Source organism: Ruegeria sp. YTSC199, assembly GCF_059609725.1.
This window is the reverse complement of record NZ_JBXWMF010000004.1, coordinates 210,477-226,557: the sequence shown is the minus strand read 5'-3', so window position 1 is coordinate 226,557 and position 16,081 is coordinate 210,477. Positions and strand designations below refer to the sequence as shown.

The 16,081-nt window shown below is 60.0% G+C and carries 16 protein-coding genes; 12 read left to right on the top strand and 4 right to left on the bottom strand.

Annotated features, from left to right (window positions below; genetic code table 11):
- Positions 1 to 9 precede the first annotated feature (9 nt).
- The 8 genes from AC2FEE_RS05660 (at position 10) to pheT (ending at position 8,503) form a co-directional block, all read left to right on the top strand.
- Positions 10 to 735 (top strand): 16S rRNA (uracil(1498)-N(3))-methyltransferase, encoded by a 726-nt coding sequence (locus AC2FEE_RS05660; RefSeq protein WP_496863653.1) that lies wholly within the window; start codon positions 10 to 12, stop codon positions 733 to 735.
- Positions 732 to 1,580 carry a GNAT family N-acetyltransferase gene (locus AC2FEE_RS05655; protein ID WP_496863651.1) on the top strand — a complete coding sequence of 283 codons (849 nt, stop codon included), beginning with the start codon at positions 732 to 734 and terminating at the stop codon, positions 1,578 to 1,580. The genes AC2FEE_RS05660 and AC2FEE_RS05655 overlap by 4 nt, the downstream gene beginning before the upstream one ends.
- Positions 1,577 to 2,104 carry a hypothetical protein gene (locus AC2FEE_RS05650; RefSeq protein ID WP_496863649.1) on the top strand — a complete coding sequence of 176 codons (528 nt, stop codon included), beginning with the start codon at positions 1,577 to 1,579 and terminating at the stop codon, positions 2,102 to 2,104. The genes AC2FEE_RS05655 and AC2FEE_RS05650 overlap by 4 nt, the downstream gene beginning before the upstream one ends.
- A 65-nt stretch (positions 2,105 to 2,169) precedes the next feature.
- The gene (locus AC2FEE_RS05645; protein WP_496863648.1) at positions 2,170 to 3,540 is read left to right on the top strand and encodes a glutamate--cysteine ligase; all 1,371 of its coding nucleotides are present in this window, start codon (positions 2,170 to 2,172) and stop codon (positions 3,538 to 3,540) included.
- Between the two features lie 70 nt (positions 3,541 to 3,610).
- Entirely contained in the window at positions 3,611 to 4,684 is a 1,074-nt protein-coding gene (gene pheS, locus AC2FEE_RS05640) for a phenylalanine--tRNA ligase subunit alpha (RefSeq protein ID WP_496863647.1), read from the top strand.
- Positions 4,685 to 4,738: 54 nt separating this feature from the next.
- Positions 4,739 to 5,002 carry a hypothetical protein gene (locus AC2FEE_RS05635; RefSeq protein WP_496863646.1) on the top strand — a complete coding sequence of 88 codons (264 nt, stop codon included), beginning with the start codon at positions 4,739 to 4,741 and terminating at the stop codon, positions 5,000 to 5,002.
- A 231-nt stretch (positions 5,003 to 5,233) separates the two neighbouring features.
- The gene (locus tag AC2FEE_RS05630; protein WP_496863644.1) at positions 5,234 to 6,028 is read left to right on the top strand and encodes a CE1 family esterase; all 795 of its coding nucleotides are present in this window, start codon (positions 5,234 to 5,236) and stop codon (positions 6,026 to 6,028) included.
- 78 nt (positions 6,029 to 6,106) lie between these two features.
- Entirely contained in the window at positions 6,107 to 8,503 is a 2,397-nt protein-coding gene (pheT, locus tag AC2FEE_RS05625; RefSeq protein WP_496863642.1) for a phenylalanine--tRNA ligase subunit beta, read from the top strand.
- A 79-nt stretch (positions 8,504 to 8,582) separates the two neighbouring features.
- Here the strand turns inward: pheT and AC2FEE_RS05620 are convergent, their stop codons facing one another.
- Positions 8,583 to 9,101 (bottom strand): hypothetical protein, encoded by a 519-nt coding sequence (locus AC2FEE_RS05620; RefSeq protein ID WP_496863641.1) that lies wholly within the window; start codon positions 9,099 to 9,101, stop codon positions 8,583 to 8,585.
- 230 nt (positions 9,102 to 9,331) lie between these two features.
- Here AC2FEE_RS05620 and AC2FEE_RS05615 point away from each other — a divergent pair, with 230 nt between their 5' ends.
- Both AC2FEE_RS05615 and AC2FEE_RS05610 read left to right on the top strand, forming a co-directional pair.
- A complete protein-coding gene (locus tag AC2FEE_RS05615; RefSeq protein ID WP_496863639.1) occupies positions 9,332 to 9,781 on the top strand; it encodes a YtoQ family protein in 450 nt (149 codons plus the stop codon).
- Positions 9,782 to 9,979: 198 nt separating this feature from the next.
- Entirely contained in the window at positions 9,980 to 10,786 is an 807-nt protein-coding gene (locus AC2FEE_RS05610; protein ID WP_496863637.1) for a mechanosensitive ion channel family protein, read from the top strand.
- Between the two features lie 188 nt (positions 10,787 to 10,974).
- Here AC2FEE_RS05610 and ald read toward each other — a convergent pair whose 3' ends face one another.
- Positions 10,975 to 12,093 carry an alanine dehydrogenase gene (gene ald / locus AC2FEE_RS05605; RefSeq protein WP_496863636.1) on the bottom strand — a complete coding sequence of 373 codons (1,119 nt, stop codon included), beginning with the start codon at positions 12,091 to 12,093 and terminating at the stop codon, positions 10,975 to 10,977.
- A 138-nt stretch (positions 12,094 to 12,231) separates the two neighbouring features.
- Between ald and AC2FEE_RS05600 the strand changes: the two genes are divergently transcribed.
- Positions 12,232 to 12,690 carry an Lrp/AsnC family transcriptional regulator gene (locus tag AC2FEE_RS05600; protein ID WP_480429839.1) on the top strand — a complete coding sequence of 153 codons (459 nt, stop codon included), beginning with the start codon at positions 12,232 to 12,234 and terminating at the stop codon, positions 12,688 to 12,690.
- A 3-nt stretch (positions 12,691 to 12,693) separates the two neighbouring features.
- On the opposite strand, the gene AC2FEE_RS05595 is transcribed toward AC2FEE_RS05600, so the two are convergent.
- Positions 12,694 to 13,461 (bottom strand): CPBP family intramembrane glutamic endopeptidase, encoded by a 768-nt coding sequence (locus tag AC2FEE_RS05595; RefSeq protein WP_496863635.1) that lies wholly within the window; start codon positions 13,459 to 13,461, stop codon positions 12,694 to 12,696.
- A gap of 355 nt (positions 13,462 to 13,816) precedes the next feature.
- On the opposite strand from AC2FEE_RS05595, the gene ppk2 reads away from it, so the two are divergent.
- On the top strand, positions 13,817 to 14,734 hold the full coding sequence (ppk2, locus tag AC2FEE_RS05590) for a polyphosphate kinase 2 (RefSeq protein ID WP_496863633.1): 918 nt from the start codon (positions 13,817 to 13,819) through the stop codon (positions 14,732 to 14,734).
- Positions 14,735 to 14,789: 55 nt separating this feature from the next.
- On the opposite strand, the gene AC2FEE_RS05585 is transcribed toward ppk2, so the two are convergent.
- Positions 14,790 to 15,974: a CAP domain-containing protein gene (locus tag AC2FEE_RS05585; RefSeq protein WP_496863631.1), complete on the bottom strand. Its 1,185-nt coding sequence runs from the start codon at positions 15,972 to 15,974 to the stop codon at positions 14,790 to 14,792.
- Between the last annotated feature and the right edge of the window lie 107 nt (positions 15,975 to 16,081).

Here is a 16,081-nt window from a genome sequence, read left to right as displayed (position 1 = left end):
TAACGTCTCATGAGTGCAAAGATCAGACTGTATGTAGAGCACCCTCTGGGTCAGGGGCAATCGGTAGATTTGACGCGCGAGCAGGCTCATTACCTGTTCGGTGTCATGCGTCTGGCCGTGGGTGGGCATGTGGCCCTGTTTAACGGCAAGGACGGAGAATGGCTGGCCGAGGTGGCCGAGGCCGGTAAGCGCGGCGGAGTTTTGACCTGCGTGGAACAGACCAGACCCTTGCAACTGCCGCCCGACCTGTGGTTCCTTTTCGCGCCGATCAAAAAAGCGCGTACCGATTTCATCGTCGAAAAGGCGGCGGAAATGGGCACGGCACGGATTCTGCCGGTGCAGACCGAGTTCACCAATTCCGAACGCATTCGTCAGGACCGTCTGCAGGCACACGCCGTCGAGGCCGCAGAGCAATGCGGTGGGACATTCGTGCCCGAGGTTGCGGATCTGCAGCGGCTGGACCGCGTTCTGGACGCGTGGCCCGAAGGCCGACAGCTGATGTTCTGTAACGAGGCCGAGGTCGGCTCGGCCCTGCGTCTGGCGGCGAACGAAAAGGGTCTGCCCTGGGCGATTCTGATCGGCCCCGAGGGCGGTTTCTCGGATCGTGAGCGTACGCGTCTGACCGGATTGCCCTATGCTCATGTAGTCAGTCTTGGCCCGCGTATCCTGCGGGCAGACACGGCGGCCGTGGCATCGCTGACAATGTGGCAGCAGGCTTTGGGGGATTGGTCGTGACGTGGCGACTGGCGACGAATGCAGACGTGCCAAAGATAGACGTGTTCCTGTCGCAGCACATCCAGACCTCAATGTTCCCCCTAGCCAACCTGCGTGACTTCGGCCTGCGCGGCGATGATCCGTGCTCGGTGAACATCTGGGTGTTGGGGGATGGTCCGCGCGCTGTATTCTCCATCACCAACGAAGGCATGGTGATGGCGCAATGCCCCGATTGTTCGGATCAGGACCTTGCGGGGGCAATCGATCTGATCCGGGGTCACAAACTGTTCGGAGTGGCATCCGAGGCGACGCAGGCGCGCCGGATCATGCAACTCGCAGGCTGGAAAAACCGTCCCGCCACCCTGAACAGCGACGAGCCCGGCTTTACCCTGCAACTGAGCGACCTTGTCCTGCCGGACACCACCGGGGCGACGTTGGTGCCGCTGAGTGATGTTGATCGATCCATTCCCGAAGCCTGGCGTGAAAGCTACCTGGTCGAGGCAATGGACTTTGCCCCAGGGCGCGCGCAGGTGGAGGCGAAAAAGGATATTGCGACCTATGCGCAGCGCGACTCGCACCGGGTTCTGCAGATCGACAACCGACCCGTCGCAATGACCGGGTTCAACGCCCGCCTGCCCGAGGTCGTGCAGATCGGAGGGGTCTATACCCCGCCCAACCTGCGCGGGCGCGGCTATGCCCGGCTTGCTGTTGCACTGCATCTGATCGAGGCGCGCAACGCTGGGGCGACCCGCGCGGTTTTGTTCGCGGCTTCTGTTTCAGCGGCGCGTGCCTATATGGGTATTGGATTCAAACCCGCGGGGCAGTTCTCGCTGATCCTGTTCACAAACCCCGAGGACACGGCATGAGTTTCATCCGACCCGAAGCCAAACTGGCCTTGTGGCGCTGGCGCGAAGTGCTGGTGGCGGGGCTTGTGTTGTTGGTCGGTCTCAGCTGGATCAGCGGCCCCGGCGGGCTGCTGGGATGGCTGGGCTGGGTGCTGGTCGTCGTGTCTGTGGCGCTCGCCGTGATCGGAATTCAGCGTGCCCGGTTCCGCACCGGTGTCGGAGGTCCCGGAGTGGTGACTATCGATGAAGGACAAATCACCTATCTTGGCCCGCTGGACGGCGGCATGGTTGCTGCACGTGAAATCGAACGGCTGGCACTGGACCCGACCGCGTCTCCGGCGCATTGGGTGCTGGAACAGCCGGGTCAGCCAGTGCTTCACATTCCTGTGAATGCCGAAGGGGCCGAGGCGCTGTTTGATGTGTTCTCGGCCTTGCCGGGGCTGAAAACCGAACAGATGCTGGCAGAATTGAACGGCGGCGCAGCTCATCCGGTGGTGATCTGGGAACGTACGCCATCCCGTCCTGCCCACCTTCGGCTGCATTGACACCGGCGCGGTTTGCCCCCACGACTGACCAACTAGACAGACACATCAGGATCGGAGCGCGATTCATGTCCATCCCCCAATCCGGCGGCGGGCCGATCGAACGCCATGAGCAACTGGCCGAATACCTGGAGGCGGGCTGCAAGCCCAAGCAGGATTGGCGCATCGGGACCGAGCATGAAAAGTTCGGTTACTGCAAAGACACCCTGAAGCCGCTGCCTTTTGAGGGCACCCGATCCATCGTGGCGGTGCTGGAAGGATTGCGTGACAGGCACGGTTGGGCCGAAGTGCGCGAAAGCGACAAGCTGATCGGTCTGGAAAAGGACGGCGCAAATGTCAGCCTTGAACCGGGCGGCGCGCTGGAGCTTTCGGGTGCACCGCTGGAGACGATCCATGAAACCTGCGACGAGGTGAACACCCACCTGCGCGAGGTGAAGGACATCGCCGACGAGATCGGCGTTGGTTTCATCGGTCTGGGCGCCGCTCCGATCTGGACCCATGACGAGATGCCGTTGATGCCCAAAGGGCGTTATCGGCTGATGAACGACTATATGGAGAAGGTTGGCACCATGGGCCGCGCCATGATGCGGCGTACCTGTACGGTTCAGGTCAATATCGACTTCGGGTCCGAGGCGGACATGGTGCAGAAACTGCGCGTGGCACTGGCCCTGCAGCCGGTGGCGACGGCGCTGTTTGCAAACTCTCCGTTTTTCGAGGGCAAGGTGAACGGCCAGAAAAGCTGGCGCAGCTATATTTGGCGGCATCTGGACGATGCGCGCACCGGTATGCTGCCCTTCGTGTTCGAAGAGGGCTTCGGGTTCGAGCGCTACGTGCAATACGCTCTCGATGTTCCGATGTACTTCGTCTACCGCAATGGCGAATACATCAACGCCTTGGGCATGTCCTTCCGCGACTTTCTGCAAGGCAAACTGCCGGCGTTGCCGGGTGAGACACCGACCCTGTCCGATTGGGCCGACCACCTGACCACCGCTTTCCCCGAAGCACGGATCAAGAAATTCATGGAGATGCGCGGCGCCGATGGTGGCCCGTGGCGTCGTCTTTGTGCGCTACCCGCATTCTGGGTTGGCCTGACCTATGACCAAAGCGCGCTGGATGCGGCATGGGATCTGGTCAAAGGCTGGGATGCAGAAACCCGTGAAGCCTTGCGCATTGAGGCTGCCAAAGACGGGCTGCAGGCTCAGGTCGGCAAGATCAACATGCACGACCTGGCGCGCGAGGTGGTTGCGATCTCTGAGGCTGGTCTGAAATCCCGCGCCTTCCCCGGTGCCGGTGGTCTGGTGCCGGATGAAACGCATTTCCTGAACGCGCTGAAAGACAGCCTTGAGACCGGCAAGGTTCCGGCCGATGAGTTGCTGGAACACTACAACGGCGACTGGAACGGCAACCTGACCCGGGTTTTCCCCGAATACAGCTATTGATCCGCCCGGTCCCGCTTGCATTCGCGGGGCTGGCCCGATAGCAGGTTTCCGATCAATTTCAGAGGGCGTCATGGACGATCTTAAGGCAAAATATCTGGGCCAAATCACTGAGGCAGCCGACGAGAACGCGCTTGAGGCGATCCGCGTCGCTGCCGTGGGCAAAAAAGGCGAGGTCGCGCTGAAGATGCGCGAGCTGGGCAAAATGACCCCCGAAGAGCGTCAGGTTGCAGGCCCCGCGCTGAACGCCCTGAAGGATGAGATCAACTCGGCCCTGTCCGCCAAGAAAGCCGCTCTGGCCGATGCAGCGCTGGATGAGCGTCTGCGCACCGAATGGCTGGACGTCACCCTGCCGACCCGCGCACGCCGTCAGGGCTCGATCCACCCGATCAGCCAGGCGACCGAAGAACTGACTGCGATTTTTGCCGAACTGGGCTTCTCGGTGGCCGAAGGCCCGCGGATCGAAGACGACTGGTACAACTTCGACGCCCTGAACATCCCCGGGCACCACCCCGCGCGGGCCGAGATGGACACGTTCTACATGCACCGCGCCGAGGGCGACAATCGCCCGCCGCACGTGCTGCGCACCCATACCTCGCCGGTGCAGATCCGCTCGATGGAGAAACAGGGCGCGCCGATCCGCGTGATCTGTCCGGGCGGTGTGTATCGCGCCGACTATGACCAGACCCACACGCCGATGTTTCACCAGGTCGAGGGGCTGGCCATCGACAAGGACATCTCGATGGCGAACCTGAAATGGGTTCTGGAGGAGTTCGTGAAAGCGTTCTTTGAGGTCGACGACGTCGAGCTGCGCTTCCGTGCCTCGCACTTCCCCTTCACCGAGCCATCGGCCGAGGTCGATATCCGCTGTTCCTGGGATAACGGTCAGCTGAAGATCGGCGAGGGCGACGACTGGATGGAGATTCTGGGTTCGGGCATGGTCCACCCCAAGGTGATCGCTGCTGGTGGCATCGACCCCGACGTCTATCAGGGCTTTGCCTTTGGCATCGGCATCGACCGTCTGGCGATGCTGAAATACGGCATTCCTGACCTGCGGGCGTTCTTTGATTCCGACCTGCGCTGGCTGCGCCACTACGGCTTCGCGGCGCTGGATATGCCGAACCTGCATGGTGGTTTGAGCCGCTAAATGTATCCGCTGGGTGTATAACTGGCGAGCTATATTGATTGGTGGCAGCGTAGAGTGGCTAAGGTGCCATTTCGGTGGCTGGTTGGGCTAGTTGTTGCGATAGGCGTTCTTCAGTATTTGGTAGAACGTTTCTTCGGATTGTCCTTTGCTTGGGTTTTGCTGGTCGCGGTTATCGTTGCATCTCCGGGAATGTGGGCGGCTCTTTTGGCGACCCGAAACGGTTTTTTAAAGAAAGTGAATCCATGGAAAGAAGTGGAAGACCAAAAAGCCATGGCGAAGAAGTTAATTGATGAATTCGCGAAAAAGCAGTCGAAATAGCAGCGCGGAGCAAAGGCCGATAGGCCGCCGCGCTATCGCCAGACCGCCCGCACGGGCTGGCGATTTGTCTCCGCAGGCACTCCGTTTGAACGATGCACGAGCTTGGCCAAGATAAACTGCCCACTACAGCCCGTTGATCGCCATCCCGCGGTCTGGCGACAGCGCGGCTTGTCACAATCTCCCACGGGGTTGTGACGTGACAGCGTGCGCAGGCTCGCTAGGGTTCGACAGATGATTTATCGACTACTCTGCCTCCTCCTGCTGACCGCCACTCAAGCCTCTGCTATCGAATCCTGTCACGGCGATACCGCCTGTCAGGTCGGCGACCGTTCGTATCATGTGTTGGAGCCGGATGGGTGGGATGGCGAAACGCCTCTGCCCGTTTTGCTGCATTTCCACGGCTGGGCGCGGCAGGGGGCCGTGGTGGTGAACCATGAACGCATAGCCGGGGCCACGAAACTGCGCGGCGTGTTGTTGGTGGCCCCGAACGGGCTGGGCAAAAGCTGGGATTTTTGGTCTGCGGATACTGGCGACGTGCCCTTTGCCGACCGGGTGCTGGAGGATGTCACCAAGCGTTACCCGATTGATCCAGACCGCATTTACGTCTCGGGCTATTCCTTTGGCGGCGCGATGGCGTGGCGTTATGTCTGCCAATCGGGCAACGACACGGCGGCGCTGCTGGCAGTTGCGGGCAGCATCCGACAAACGGAAGCCTGCCCCGAAGCCCCGCGCGAGGTGCGCCATGTGCACGGGCTGGACGACACGGTGATGGATTTCCCCTTTGGGCCGGGCGGCGACACGACCTATCCGGTGGCGCTGTGGCGCGAGAAATACAACTGCAATGGTGCAACCCCGCGCGGCGACTGGAGCGTGAGGCCGTTTCTGACGCTCAGCCGCGTGGAATGGACCGACTGTGCGCAGGGGCAGGTGGTACTGGACACCCATCCGGGCGGGCATTTCATCCCCCATGGCTGGATCGGCTGGCAGTTGGACGAGCTTTTGGGCCGCACCCCCACCTATCCGTGACGCGCAGCGCTTGCACCCCGGCGCAATCTTTGCCATTGCCTGTGCCGACTGGATGTTTGCCAAAAAAGGCCCCGTGCAATGAAATTCACTCTGTCCTGGCTGAAAGACCACCTCGACACTGACGCTTCGGTTGATGAGATCGCCGAGACGCTTACCGATCTCGGGCTTGAGGTCGAAGAGATCGTGAACCCGGCAGACCGGCTGGCGGATTTTACGCTGGGCTATGTGAAACATGCCGAGAAACATCCCGACGCCGACAAGCTGCGCGTCTGCAAGGTGGATACTGATGAGGGCGAGCTGCAAATCATCTGTGGTGCGCCCAACGCGCGAGAAGGCATCACCGTCGTGGTCTGCAAACCGGGCATGTATATTCCGGGTCTGGACCTGACTATCAGCGTCGGCAAAATCCGCGGTGTCGAGAGCTTTGGCATGATGGCGTCCGAGCGTGAGCTGGAGTTGTCCGAGGAACATGATGGCATTATCGAGCTGCCCTCGGGCGAGGTCGGCGACAAGTTCGTCGACTGGCTGGCCGAAAATGATCCGTCGAGGGTCGACCCGATGATCGAGATCGCGATCACGCCGAACCGACCGGATGCGCTGGGCGTGGCCGGGATTGCGCGTGATTTGGCAGCGCGGGGTGTGGGTACGCTGAAAGAGCGCGATTACGCGCCGGTGCCGGGCGATTTCGAAAGCCCGATCAAGGTGACGATCGATGAGGATACTCTCGATGGCGCGCCGCATTTCACCGGCCGTCTGATCAAGGGCGTCAAGAACGGCCCCAGCCCGCAATGGCTGCAGGATCAGCTGAAGGCGATCGGTCTGCGTCCGATCTCGGCGCTGGTGGATATCACCAACTACATGACTTTCGACCAGAACCGCCCGCTGCACGTGTTCGATGCGGACAAGGTGCAGGGTAACCTGCGCGTTCACCGTGCCAAGGGTGGCGAGAAACTGGTGGCGCTGGATGAGAAAGAATACACCCTGCAGCCCGGCATGATGGTGATTTCGGACGACAAAGGCGCGGAATCCATTGCTGGTATCATGGGTGGTGAGGAAACAGGTTGCACCGAGGAAACGGTGAACGTGTTCCTGGAAAGCGCGTTCTGGGATCACGTGCAGATCGCACTGACGGGGCGTGCGCTTAAGATCAATTCGGACGCGCGGTACCGGTTCGAACGCGGTGTAGACCCGGAATACACGCTGGAAGGTCTGGAACACGCGACGCAGATGATCCTGGATATCTGCGGCGGTGAGGTGTCCAAGGTGGTTGAAGCCGGCAAAGCCCCTAACCACGCCCGCGCCTACAAGCTGGATGCTGAGCGTGTGCAGTCACTGGTCGGGATGGACATTCCCGAAAGCGAGCAGCGCCAGACCCTGACCCGTTTGGGCTTCCGTTTGGAAGGTGAGATGGCCCACGTGCCCAGCTGGCGCCCCGATATCATGGGCGAGGCCGATCTGGTGGAAGAGGTCGCGCGGATTGCCTCGCTGACCAAGCTGCAGGGCAAACCTCTGCCACGTATTTCCGAGGGTATCCCGAAACCTGTGATGACCCCGACACAGCGGCGCCAGTCCATGGCACGACGCACCTGCGCGGCGCTGGGGTACAACGAATGTGTGTCCTACACCTTCATCGATCAGGCCTCAGCGGCGCTGTTTGGTGGTGGGGATGAAGCCACGCAGTTGGAAAACCCGATCTCATCCGAGATGAGCCACATGCGCCCCGATCTGCTGCCCGGCCTGCTGCAGGCTGCAGCCCGCAATCAGGCGCGCGGCTATGCGGATGTGGCCCTGTTCGAGGTCGGCCCGGTCTTCCATGACGGCGAACCCGGCGATCAGAAAACCCAGATCACCGGTCTGCTGGTTGGCCGCAACGGTCCCAAGGACGTACACGGTGCCTCGCGCCCGGTCGATGTGTTCGACGCCAAGGCTGATGCCGAGGCGGTGCTGGCTGCCATCGGTGCGCCCGCCAAGGTTCAGATCCTGCGCGACGGGGATGCCTGGTGGCATCCGGGCCGTCATGGCAAGATTTGTCTGGGGCCGAAAAAGGTGCTGGGCGTGTTCGGCGAACTGCACCCGCGCGTGTTGCAGGCGTTGGATATCAAAGGCCCGGCGATGGCCTTCACCATCTGGCCGGACGAGGTGCCTCTGCCGCGTAAGTCCGGTGCCACCCGCGCAGCCCTTGAATTGCGCGATCTGCAAGCGGTCGAGCGTGACTTTGCCTTCGTTGTTGACGAGGGTGTCGAGGCGCTGACACTGGTGAACGCCGCGGCCGGTGCTGACAAGGCGCTGATCGAGGATGTCCGCGTCTTTGACGAATTCATCGGCGGCAGCCTGGGTGAGGGCAAGAAATCTCTGGCCATCACCGTGCGTCTGCAGCCGACGGACAAGACACTGAAGGAAAAAGACATCGAAGCGGTGGCCGAAAAGATCATCGCCAAGGTCACCAAGGCCACCGGCGGAACCCTGCGCGGCTAAGCTGGCAGGTTGAATGACCATTCAAAGAAAAAGGGGCTCCAAATGCGGAGCCCCTTTTTTTGGGATTGCAGGCCGGGAATCAGTACGAAATTTTTCCGTGCAGGAAGTCCTTCCAATTCTCTATGTGCGGCCACTTTTTCTGGAAATTCGAAACAAATATGTTTGCGAAAGCCTCGATGTACGCATGGTCCGCTGCTGTCATTGCCTGCCCCTTACGATCTCCCGAAGGAATGCGCAGAGTGTTCGGATCCTTGTAGGCCGGTATTCGAGCAGGGTTTTGTATATTCCGCTCTGAGCATATTCGATCCAGTTCTAACATCACGTAATCATATCGAGCAGCATCCGCTGTCCGGTGAGCTTCACGAACATCAATAGACATCTCAAGAAGCAGAACTTCCTCTTGAAGCCTGTGAACCTCCGCACGCAGCTCCTCATTCGTCGCGGCTTCCTGCTCGGCTTTAATCTTCTGCGCAACCGCTGTGCCCAGCATATGGGCCATATCTTCCATATCGCGGTTTTGCTGACGGATACGCTTACCCTGTACCTGAGTTTTCTTCGTCAGCCCCGCGCGCACGAACCCGTCCATGAATTTGCTCATCAACTTGCCCCTTTTCTTCCGTCCGTTTCCTTCGATCGCATATCTCGGTACGTGGAAACTGTTTCAATTCATCGCTTTATCCGAACTCTGTCGAATATTGCGAGAGTGGTCAATGACCGTTTCAGCTCCAGCGTGCACAGCAAGTGAAACGACCTCATTTGTCTGATCCCTCTCTTGGGTTGACGCAGTATTCGCAGTAGGGTCGCCGCAAAAGGTTAAAGGAGACACCCATGGGCCTGAACGTTTACCTCTCTGGCGAAATCCACACCGACTGGCGCGAACAGATCATCGACGGCGCGCAGGGGTTGGACGTCACCTTCAACAGCCCTGTCACGGATCACGACGCCAGCGATGATTGTGGCGTGGCCATTCTGGGGGCCGAGCAGAACAAATACTGGCACGACCACAAGGGGGCGATGGTCAACGCAATCCGCACCCGCAAGGGCATTGCTGATGCCGATGTGGTCGTGGTCCGGTTTGGCGAGAAATACAAACAGTGGAACGCGGCCTTTGACGCGGGCTATGCGGCAGCGCTGGGCAAGTCACTGATCGTGCTACACGGTGCTGATCACCAGCACGCGCTGAAAGAGGTCGACGCCGCCGCGCTGGCCGTGGCCGAGCAGCCCTCTCAGGTTGTTGAGGTGTTGCGCTACGTTCTGACCGGGAAGCTGCCGGGCTAAGAAGCCAGCAATAAGGGCAGTGCTCAACCCGTGTGATCGGCGGCCGTCTTGTTGGCCCTGTCAGTTGGCGGACGTTCACTGGTCAATAACGGGGAAAACCCGGGAAACTGGCACCTAGACCCAAACGCTTTTTTTGCTAAGACTTTGGCGAATCCCGCGCGACAGACGCGGGTTTCTTACTGTTGAAAGGAGAGACGCGTGGATGAGGTCGTAACACAGGTAGGTGCGTTTGCGCCGCTTATCATGAACGCAGTCAAAGCGCTGATCGTTCTGGTCCTGGGCTGGATCGTGGCAGGGGCGATCGCGGGAATGGTACGTCGGCGGATCAACGCGACGCCGCAGATTGACCCGACCTTGGGCAATTTCGTCGCCAGTCTGGTCAAATGGGTCATCCTTGCGATGGTTCTGGTGGCTGTTCTTGGGATTTTCGGGATCGAAGCCACGAGCATCGTTGCCATTCTGGGTGCCGCGTCGCTGGCAATTGGTCTGGCGCTGCAGGGGACACTCAGCGATTTGGCAGCTGGTGTCATGCTGGTAGTGTTTCGCCCGTACAAGCTGGGCCAATATGTTGATATTGGCGGCACCGCGGGGACCGTCAAGGATCTGAACCTGTTCACCACCGAACTGGTGACGCCGGACAATGTGCAGATCATCGTACCCAACGGGCAAAGCTGGGGCTCGATTATCACCAACTACTCCGCGCATGACACGCGGCGCGTCGACCTGGTGTTTGGTATCGACTATGGCGATAACGCGGATGAGGCGATGCAGATCATTCTGGACGTCGCCAAGGCTGATGAGCGGATTCACAGCGATCCCGAGCCCTGGGTGCGGGTGACCAACTTGGGCGACAGCTCGGTCGACCTGACCGCGCGCCTGTGGTGTGCCGCAGCGGACTACTGGGATGTGAAATTCGAAGTCACCAAGGCGGTGAAAGAGGCGTTCGATGCCAAGGGCGTGTCGATCCCGTATCCGCATTCGGTGGAGATCCACAAAGAGGCGTAAGCCTCCCGCCCGTCGATCGGGCATTCAAATGCCCCTCTTCGGTTGGGTCCAGCGCCGCGCTGATCGCGCGGCGCAGTTTCATTTGCGGGACCGTTGGGTTTCGCGCAACCGCGCCGCACCGCTGGTGTGGCGCCTGACCCAACGCTGTAAAGCGCTCTTGTCAAAGAGCGCTTTCAGGGGCGGGAGGTTTATGACTTGATCACCACGCCGGGGGCAACAACATCGATGCCCAGTGCCTTGCCGACCGCATAATAGGTCAGCTGACCGGCATGCACGTTCAGACCCGCCAGCAGGTGCGGGTCGTCCTGACAGGCCTGTTTCCAGCCCTTGTCCGCCAGCGACAGCATGAACGGCATCGTTGCGTTGCCCAGCGCAATGGTCGATGTGCGCGCAACCGCGCCAGGCATGTTGGCGACGCAGTAATGCATGATGCCATCGACCTCGTAGATCGGATCGGCATGGGTGGTCGCCTTCGATGTCTCGAAGCAGCCGCCTTGGTCGATGGCCACGTCCACCAGAACCGCACCGGGTTTCATAGTCGACAGCTGTGCGCGTGTGACCAGTTTCGGAGCTGCCGCACCGGGGATCAGAACCGCGCCGATGACCATGTCGGCGTCCTGGATCAGTTCGGCGGTCGCACCGGCTGTCGAGTACTGGCTTTTGAATGTTCCGCCGAAGACGTCGTCGAGGTAACGCAGGCGTGGCAGCGACCGGTCCAGCACGGTGACATCTGCACCCATGCCCGCAGCGATCTTGGCTGCGTGAGTACCAACAACACCGCCGCCGATCACGATGACTTTGGCCGGACCAACACCCGGAACGCCGCCCATCAGAACACCACGGCCGCCATTGGCCTTTTGCAGGGTCCACGATCCGACCTGAGGGGCAAGACGACCCGCGACCTCGGACATCGGGGCCAGCAGGGGCAGGCCGCCGCTTGCATCGGTCACGGTCTCATAGGCAATCGCGGTGCAGCCCGACTCCAGCAAGTCATGGGTCTGATCCGGGTCCGGTGCCAGGTGCAGATAGGTGAATAACAGTTGACCTTCGCGCAGCATTTTGCGCTCGACCGCTTGTGGTTCCTTGACCTTGACGATCATGTCGGCGGTGGCAAACACCTCTTCTGCGGTGTCCAGGATCTGGGCGCCAGCGGCGATGTAGGACTCGTTGTCAAATCCCGAACCGATTCCGGCACCGGTCTCGATTAAAACTTCGTGGCCGCGTGCGACGGCCTCTTGCGCCGCGTTAGGCGTTATGCCGACGCGGAATTCCTGTGGTTTGATTTCCTTGGGGCAACCGATCTTCATTTCTCGCTCCTCCATTCATAAACTGCCTAAATAATGGGCGTTTCGGAGTGCAATTTCTGTGAAACTCTGCCCGCGATTGGGGTTTTTTTCGGGAGAATCTCCGGTATTCTAGCAGAAACTTGCAATGGATTTGCGTCGATGAGCCTGGATACGACGGATAGAAAGATTTTAGCGGCCCTTCAGCGTGACGGCCGTATGTCGAATGCAGAGCTGTCCGAGCAGGTGAACCTGTCTCCGTCGGCCTGCCATCGACGGGTACAGCGATTGGAGGCGGACGGGTATATCCGCAACTACGTGGCGCTGCTGGATGCGCGCAAGATGAATGTGCCTACGACGGTGTTTGTCGAGATCACCTTGCAGGGGCAGGCCGAAGAGCTTCTGGACGCGTTCGAAAAGGCCGTGGCCCGCATTCCCGATGTGCTTGAATGTCATCTGATGGCGGGCACGGCAGATTACATCCTGAAGGTAGTCGCCGAAAACACCGAGGATTTTGCCCGCATCCACCGCCAATACCTGTCGCGCTTACCGGGGGTGGCGCAGATGCAAAGCTCATTCGCATTGCGCACGGTGTTCAAGACCACCGCCCTGCCGGTGTGACGATCAGACCGGACCGGGATAAGTGAACAGGGTCAGATGCAGCGCGTTAAACCCGAAATGCATCAGAACCGGAACCCAGAGCCGCCCGGTTGCATGGTAGCCCAACCCGCAGGCCGCCCCGAGGACCGACGCGAACGCTACCAGCGCCAGCCCTCCGCCCGCGTGGGCCAGACCGAACAGCAGGCTGGCCGCTGCAATACCCAAGGCGGTTCCGGTTTTCGAGATGAGGAGCGATTGCAGATAGCCACGGAAAAAAGCCTCTTCCGTCAGGCAGGTCAGAAACAGGTTCGACAACGCGAAAACCAACCACCAAGGAGGCAGACCGACCTCGAGCCGGATCGCGCCCGTGGCGAGCCCCAACAGTAACAGCGAGGGCAGCAACAACAGGCCACTCACCAGCGGTCCGGCTTTGGTCGGCTTCGCATCTTGGATCATTCCGGGCCAGGCCAGCAGGACAGCAAACAAAACCAGCGGTTTGTCCATGTTCAGGTACATTGTGAAGTCGGTACTGTCTGGCCCGGCATTTACCCGGTCCAGCACCAGCAGGTTGTGAAACCCGGGAAACAGATGCGCCCCCAACCCAAGGCACCACAGGATCAGTACCAGATGCCCGGCCAAAGCCACGGGCCCGGACAGCAGCCGCAGCCCCGCCGCACTCAGCACCCCAAGGCCCGCAACCCCCACCGCCAGAGGTGTGACCAGACCAAGCGCCAGCGCGATGCAGCCGAGCAAGGCCAGCAGGGTCAGGCCCAGCCCCTGTCGACCTGACACGGCGCTTGTTTGCGCGGCAATCAGGATGAACCAGGGCCAAATAGCAGGCAGAAGGGACAGACATTGCGCCACGGTCGTCTCATGCTTTGACAGGCCGTTTTTGCCGTTGGATTGTGGTTCGTGGCAAGGGCGTAAACGGCAGTTTTGTGCCAACCAGTTGGCAATGCGGCAATTCTGACGCTTGTGTCCCGTCGCTTGCGGGTTCAAATTGGGAAAGGCCGAACGCCCGCCTGCGTTGCATGTATCAGCGTCCGCAGCGCATACTTGGCGAGGGTTTCATCAATTTCTCTGATGACATCAGGCGGTTACACACGCCCTGTACGGTCCGGACCCGATAGACGATAAGGATGTGACCTTGGCTTACGAAAACGAATACGCCCCCAAAGACTGGCTGGAAGCCGAGTTGGAAGACACGCTGGACGAAGATTTTGAGATTGAATTCAGCGAGCCCATGCTCTCGATGGAAATCCGTAAGATCTACAAGGACCAGCACCCCAATATGCTGGACCGCAAGGTCTACTTCCGCAACCTGCTACGCCTGCAGGCCGAACTGATCAAGGTTCAGGACTGGGTACAGCATACCGGGGCCAAGGTTTGCATCCTGTTCGAAGGTCGGGACAGTGCGGGCAAAGGAGGTGTAATCAAACGTATCACTCAGCGCCTGAACCCGCGGGTTGCCCGCGTTGTCGCCCTGCCTGCGCCCAGCCGGCGCGAGCAGAGCCAGTGGTATTTTCAGCGCTACGTTCCGCACCTGCCTGCCGCCGGTGAGATCGTTCTGTTCGACCGCTCCTGGTACAACCGCGCCGGGGTCGAGCGGGTGATGGGCTTTGCCAGCGAAGATCAGGTCGAGCAATTCTTTCAAGACGTTCCCGAATTCGAACGGATGCTGGTGCGGTCCGGTATTATCCTGCTGAAATACTGGTTCTCGATCACCGATGAAGAACAGCAACTGCGATTCCTCATGCGTATCCACGACCCGATGAAACAGTGGAAACTGTCACCGATGGATCTGGAATCCCGCATCCGCTGGGAGGCCTATACCAAGGCAAAAGAAGACATGTTGTTCCGCACCAACATCCCCGAGGCACCGTGGTACATTGTCGAAGGAAATGACAAAAAACGCGAACGCCTGAACTGTATCGAGCATCTGTTGACCAAGGTTCCCTACACGGATGTCCCGCAGGAAAAGGTCGATCTGCCGGACAGGCGCTACAACCCGGAATACGAACGCCGCGTCCTGCCGGATGAATTACACGTGCCAAAGATATACTGATCTCAAAAAAAGCCCCCGAACCCGGGGGCTTTTTCAGTTGGAAATGTCCGAGTAATCAGAACACGAAATAGTCCTGCGACAGGTCCGACACCTGCGTATTCGCCAGGATCAGGCTGTTGCCGTTGCCGTCGTCGATCACCACATCACTGCCGGACTGCGAAATGTGATTGTTCATCAGGTCGCTGTACCCCGTGATCGAGGCCGTGCCACTGAGGCCGATGTAGTCTTCGCCGGAGAAATCCAGAACGGTGTCCGCCCCGGTGGTGAAGACGAACAAGTCAGCGCCGGAACCGCCGGTCAGGTTGTCGTCATCGCGACCACCGTACAGAATGTCACTACCCGCTCCGCCAAAAAGGTCATCCTGACCACGTTCGCCCCTCAGGACGTCGTTGCCGTTGCCCGATTGGATCCGGTCGTTCTCGGTGCCACCCAACATCAGGTCATTGCCGTTGCCACCATGCAGCCTGTCGTTGCCCCGGCTGCCTTGGATAAAATCGTTTCCGTCCGCACCTCTGAGAAGGTCCGTTCCCTGACCGCCGATCAGGGCGTCATTGCCGCCATAACCGATCAACGTGTCATTGCCCGTCCCGCCGTGAAGAAAATCGCCACCGTTTGCGCCAGTAAGCGTGTCGTCACCGCCGCGTCCTTCCAGTGCCCCGGCCTGGTCGAGTTTCAGGGCAAACCAGTTATCCCCGCTATCTCCGACCGTGCCAGCGTTTACATATTCAGGCCCCGGCTCAACTGGTGCGGGCGCGGGTGCAGGCGCAGGTGCCGAACCGCCGTTGTCCAGCACAACAGTACCATTGGTGGCGGCAAAGTTCTGCGTCACGATCACGGCGTCCCAACCGCTGAAATTGCCTTCTTCGATGCCCAGCCCGATATACCGGAAGTCGGGGTTAAGGATATTGGCACGGTGGCCGGGGCTGTTCATCAGGCTTTGGTGAAGCTGCACGACGTCGTCGCTGGCGCCGCTTGCTCCGCGTTCGGATTGCCAGGCAATGTTCTCACCCGATGCCCAACTGCCTGAGAAATCGAAGCCCGCATCTCTCATCCGCCCGGTTGCGCTGGAGCCACCCTGACCGGTGTGGCTGAACGTGTTCGCCTGCAGCATCCATTCGCTGTGGTCTTCGGCTGAGTCATTCAGCCTCTGTTCAAGCTGCAGGGGCTGAAGCCCCCGGCTTGTCCGTTCCTGGTTGATCAACGCAAGCATTTGCCGTTCTAGATCGCTAGCGATTGCCATGATTCTGCCTCCAGTGGATCGCGTTATTTTGGCGGGACATTAATGGCGAGACTTTGGCGGGATAAGGTCGCAAACCGGACGCCCCGGCCTTCTAGGCGAATTGTCAC

What these genes read in the sequence shown, in the direction of transcription:
- AC2FEE_RS05660 (WP_496863653.1), top strand. Translation starts at nt 10, where the DNA reads ATGAGTGCAAAGATCAGACTGTATGTAGAGCACCCTCTGGGTCAGGGG.
- AC2FEE_RS05650 (WP_496863649.1), top strand. Translation starts at nt 1,577, where the DNA reads ATGAGTTTCATCCGACCCGAAGCCAAACTGGCCTTGTGGCGCTGGCGC.
- AC2FEE_RS05645 (WP_496863648.1), top strand. Translation starts at nt 2,170, where the DNA reads ATGTCCATCCCCCAATCCGGCGGCGGGCCGATCGAACGCCATGAGCAA.
- pheS (WP_496863647.1), top strand. Translation starts at nt 3,611, where the DNA reads ATGGACGATCTTAAGGCAAAATATCTGGGCCAAATCACTGAGGCAGCC.
- AC2FEE_RS05630 (WP_496863644.1), top strand. Translation starts at nt 5,234, where the DNA reads ATGATTTATCGACTACTCTGCCTCCTCCTGCTGACCGCCACTCAAGCC.
- pheT (WP_496863642.1), top strand. Translation starts at nt 6,107, where the DNA reads ATGAAATTCACTCTGTCCTGGCTGAAAGACCACCTCGACACTGACGCT.
- AC2FEE_RS05620 (WP_496863641.1), bottom strand. Translation starts at nt 9,101, where the DNA reads ATGAGCAAATTCATGGACGGGTTCGTGCGCGCGGGGCTGACGAAGAAA.
- AC2FEE_RS05615 (WP_496863639.1), top strand. Translation starts at nt 9,332, where the DNA reads ATGGGCCTGAACGTTTACCTCTCTGGCGAAATCCACACCGACTGGCGC.
- ald (WP_496863636.1), bottom strand. Translation starts at nt 12,093, where the DNA reads ATGAAGATCGGTTGCCCCAAGGAAATCAAACCACAGGAATTCCGCGTC.
- AC2FEE_RS05600 (WP_480429839.1), top strand. Translation starts at nt 12,232, where the DNA reads ATGAGCCTGGATACGACGGATAGAAAGATTTTAGCGGCCCTTCAGCGT.
- AC2FEE_RS05585 (WP_496863631.1), bottom strand. Translation starts at nt 15,974, where the DNA reads ATGGCAATCGCTAGCGATCTAGAACGGCAAATGCTTGCGTTGATCAAC.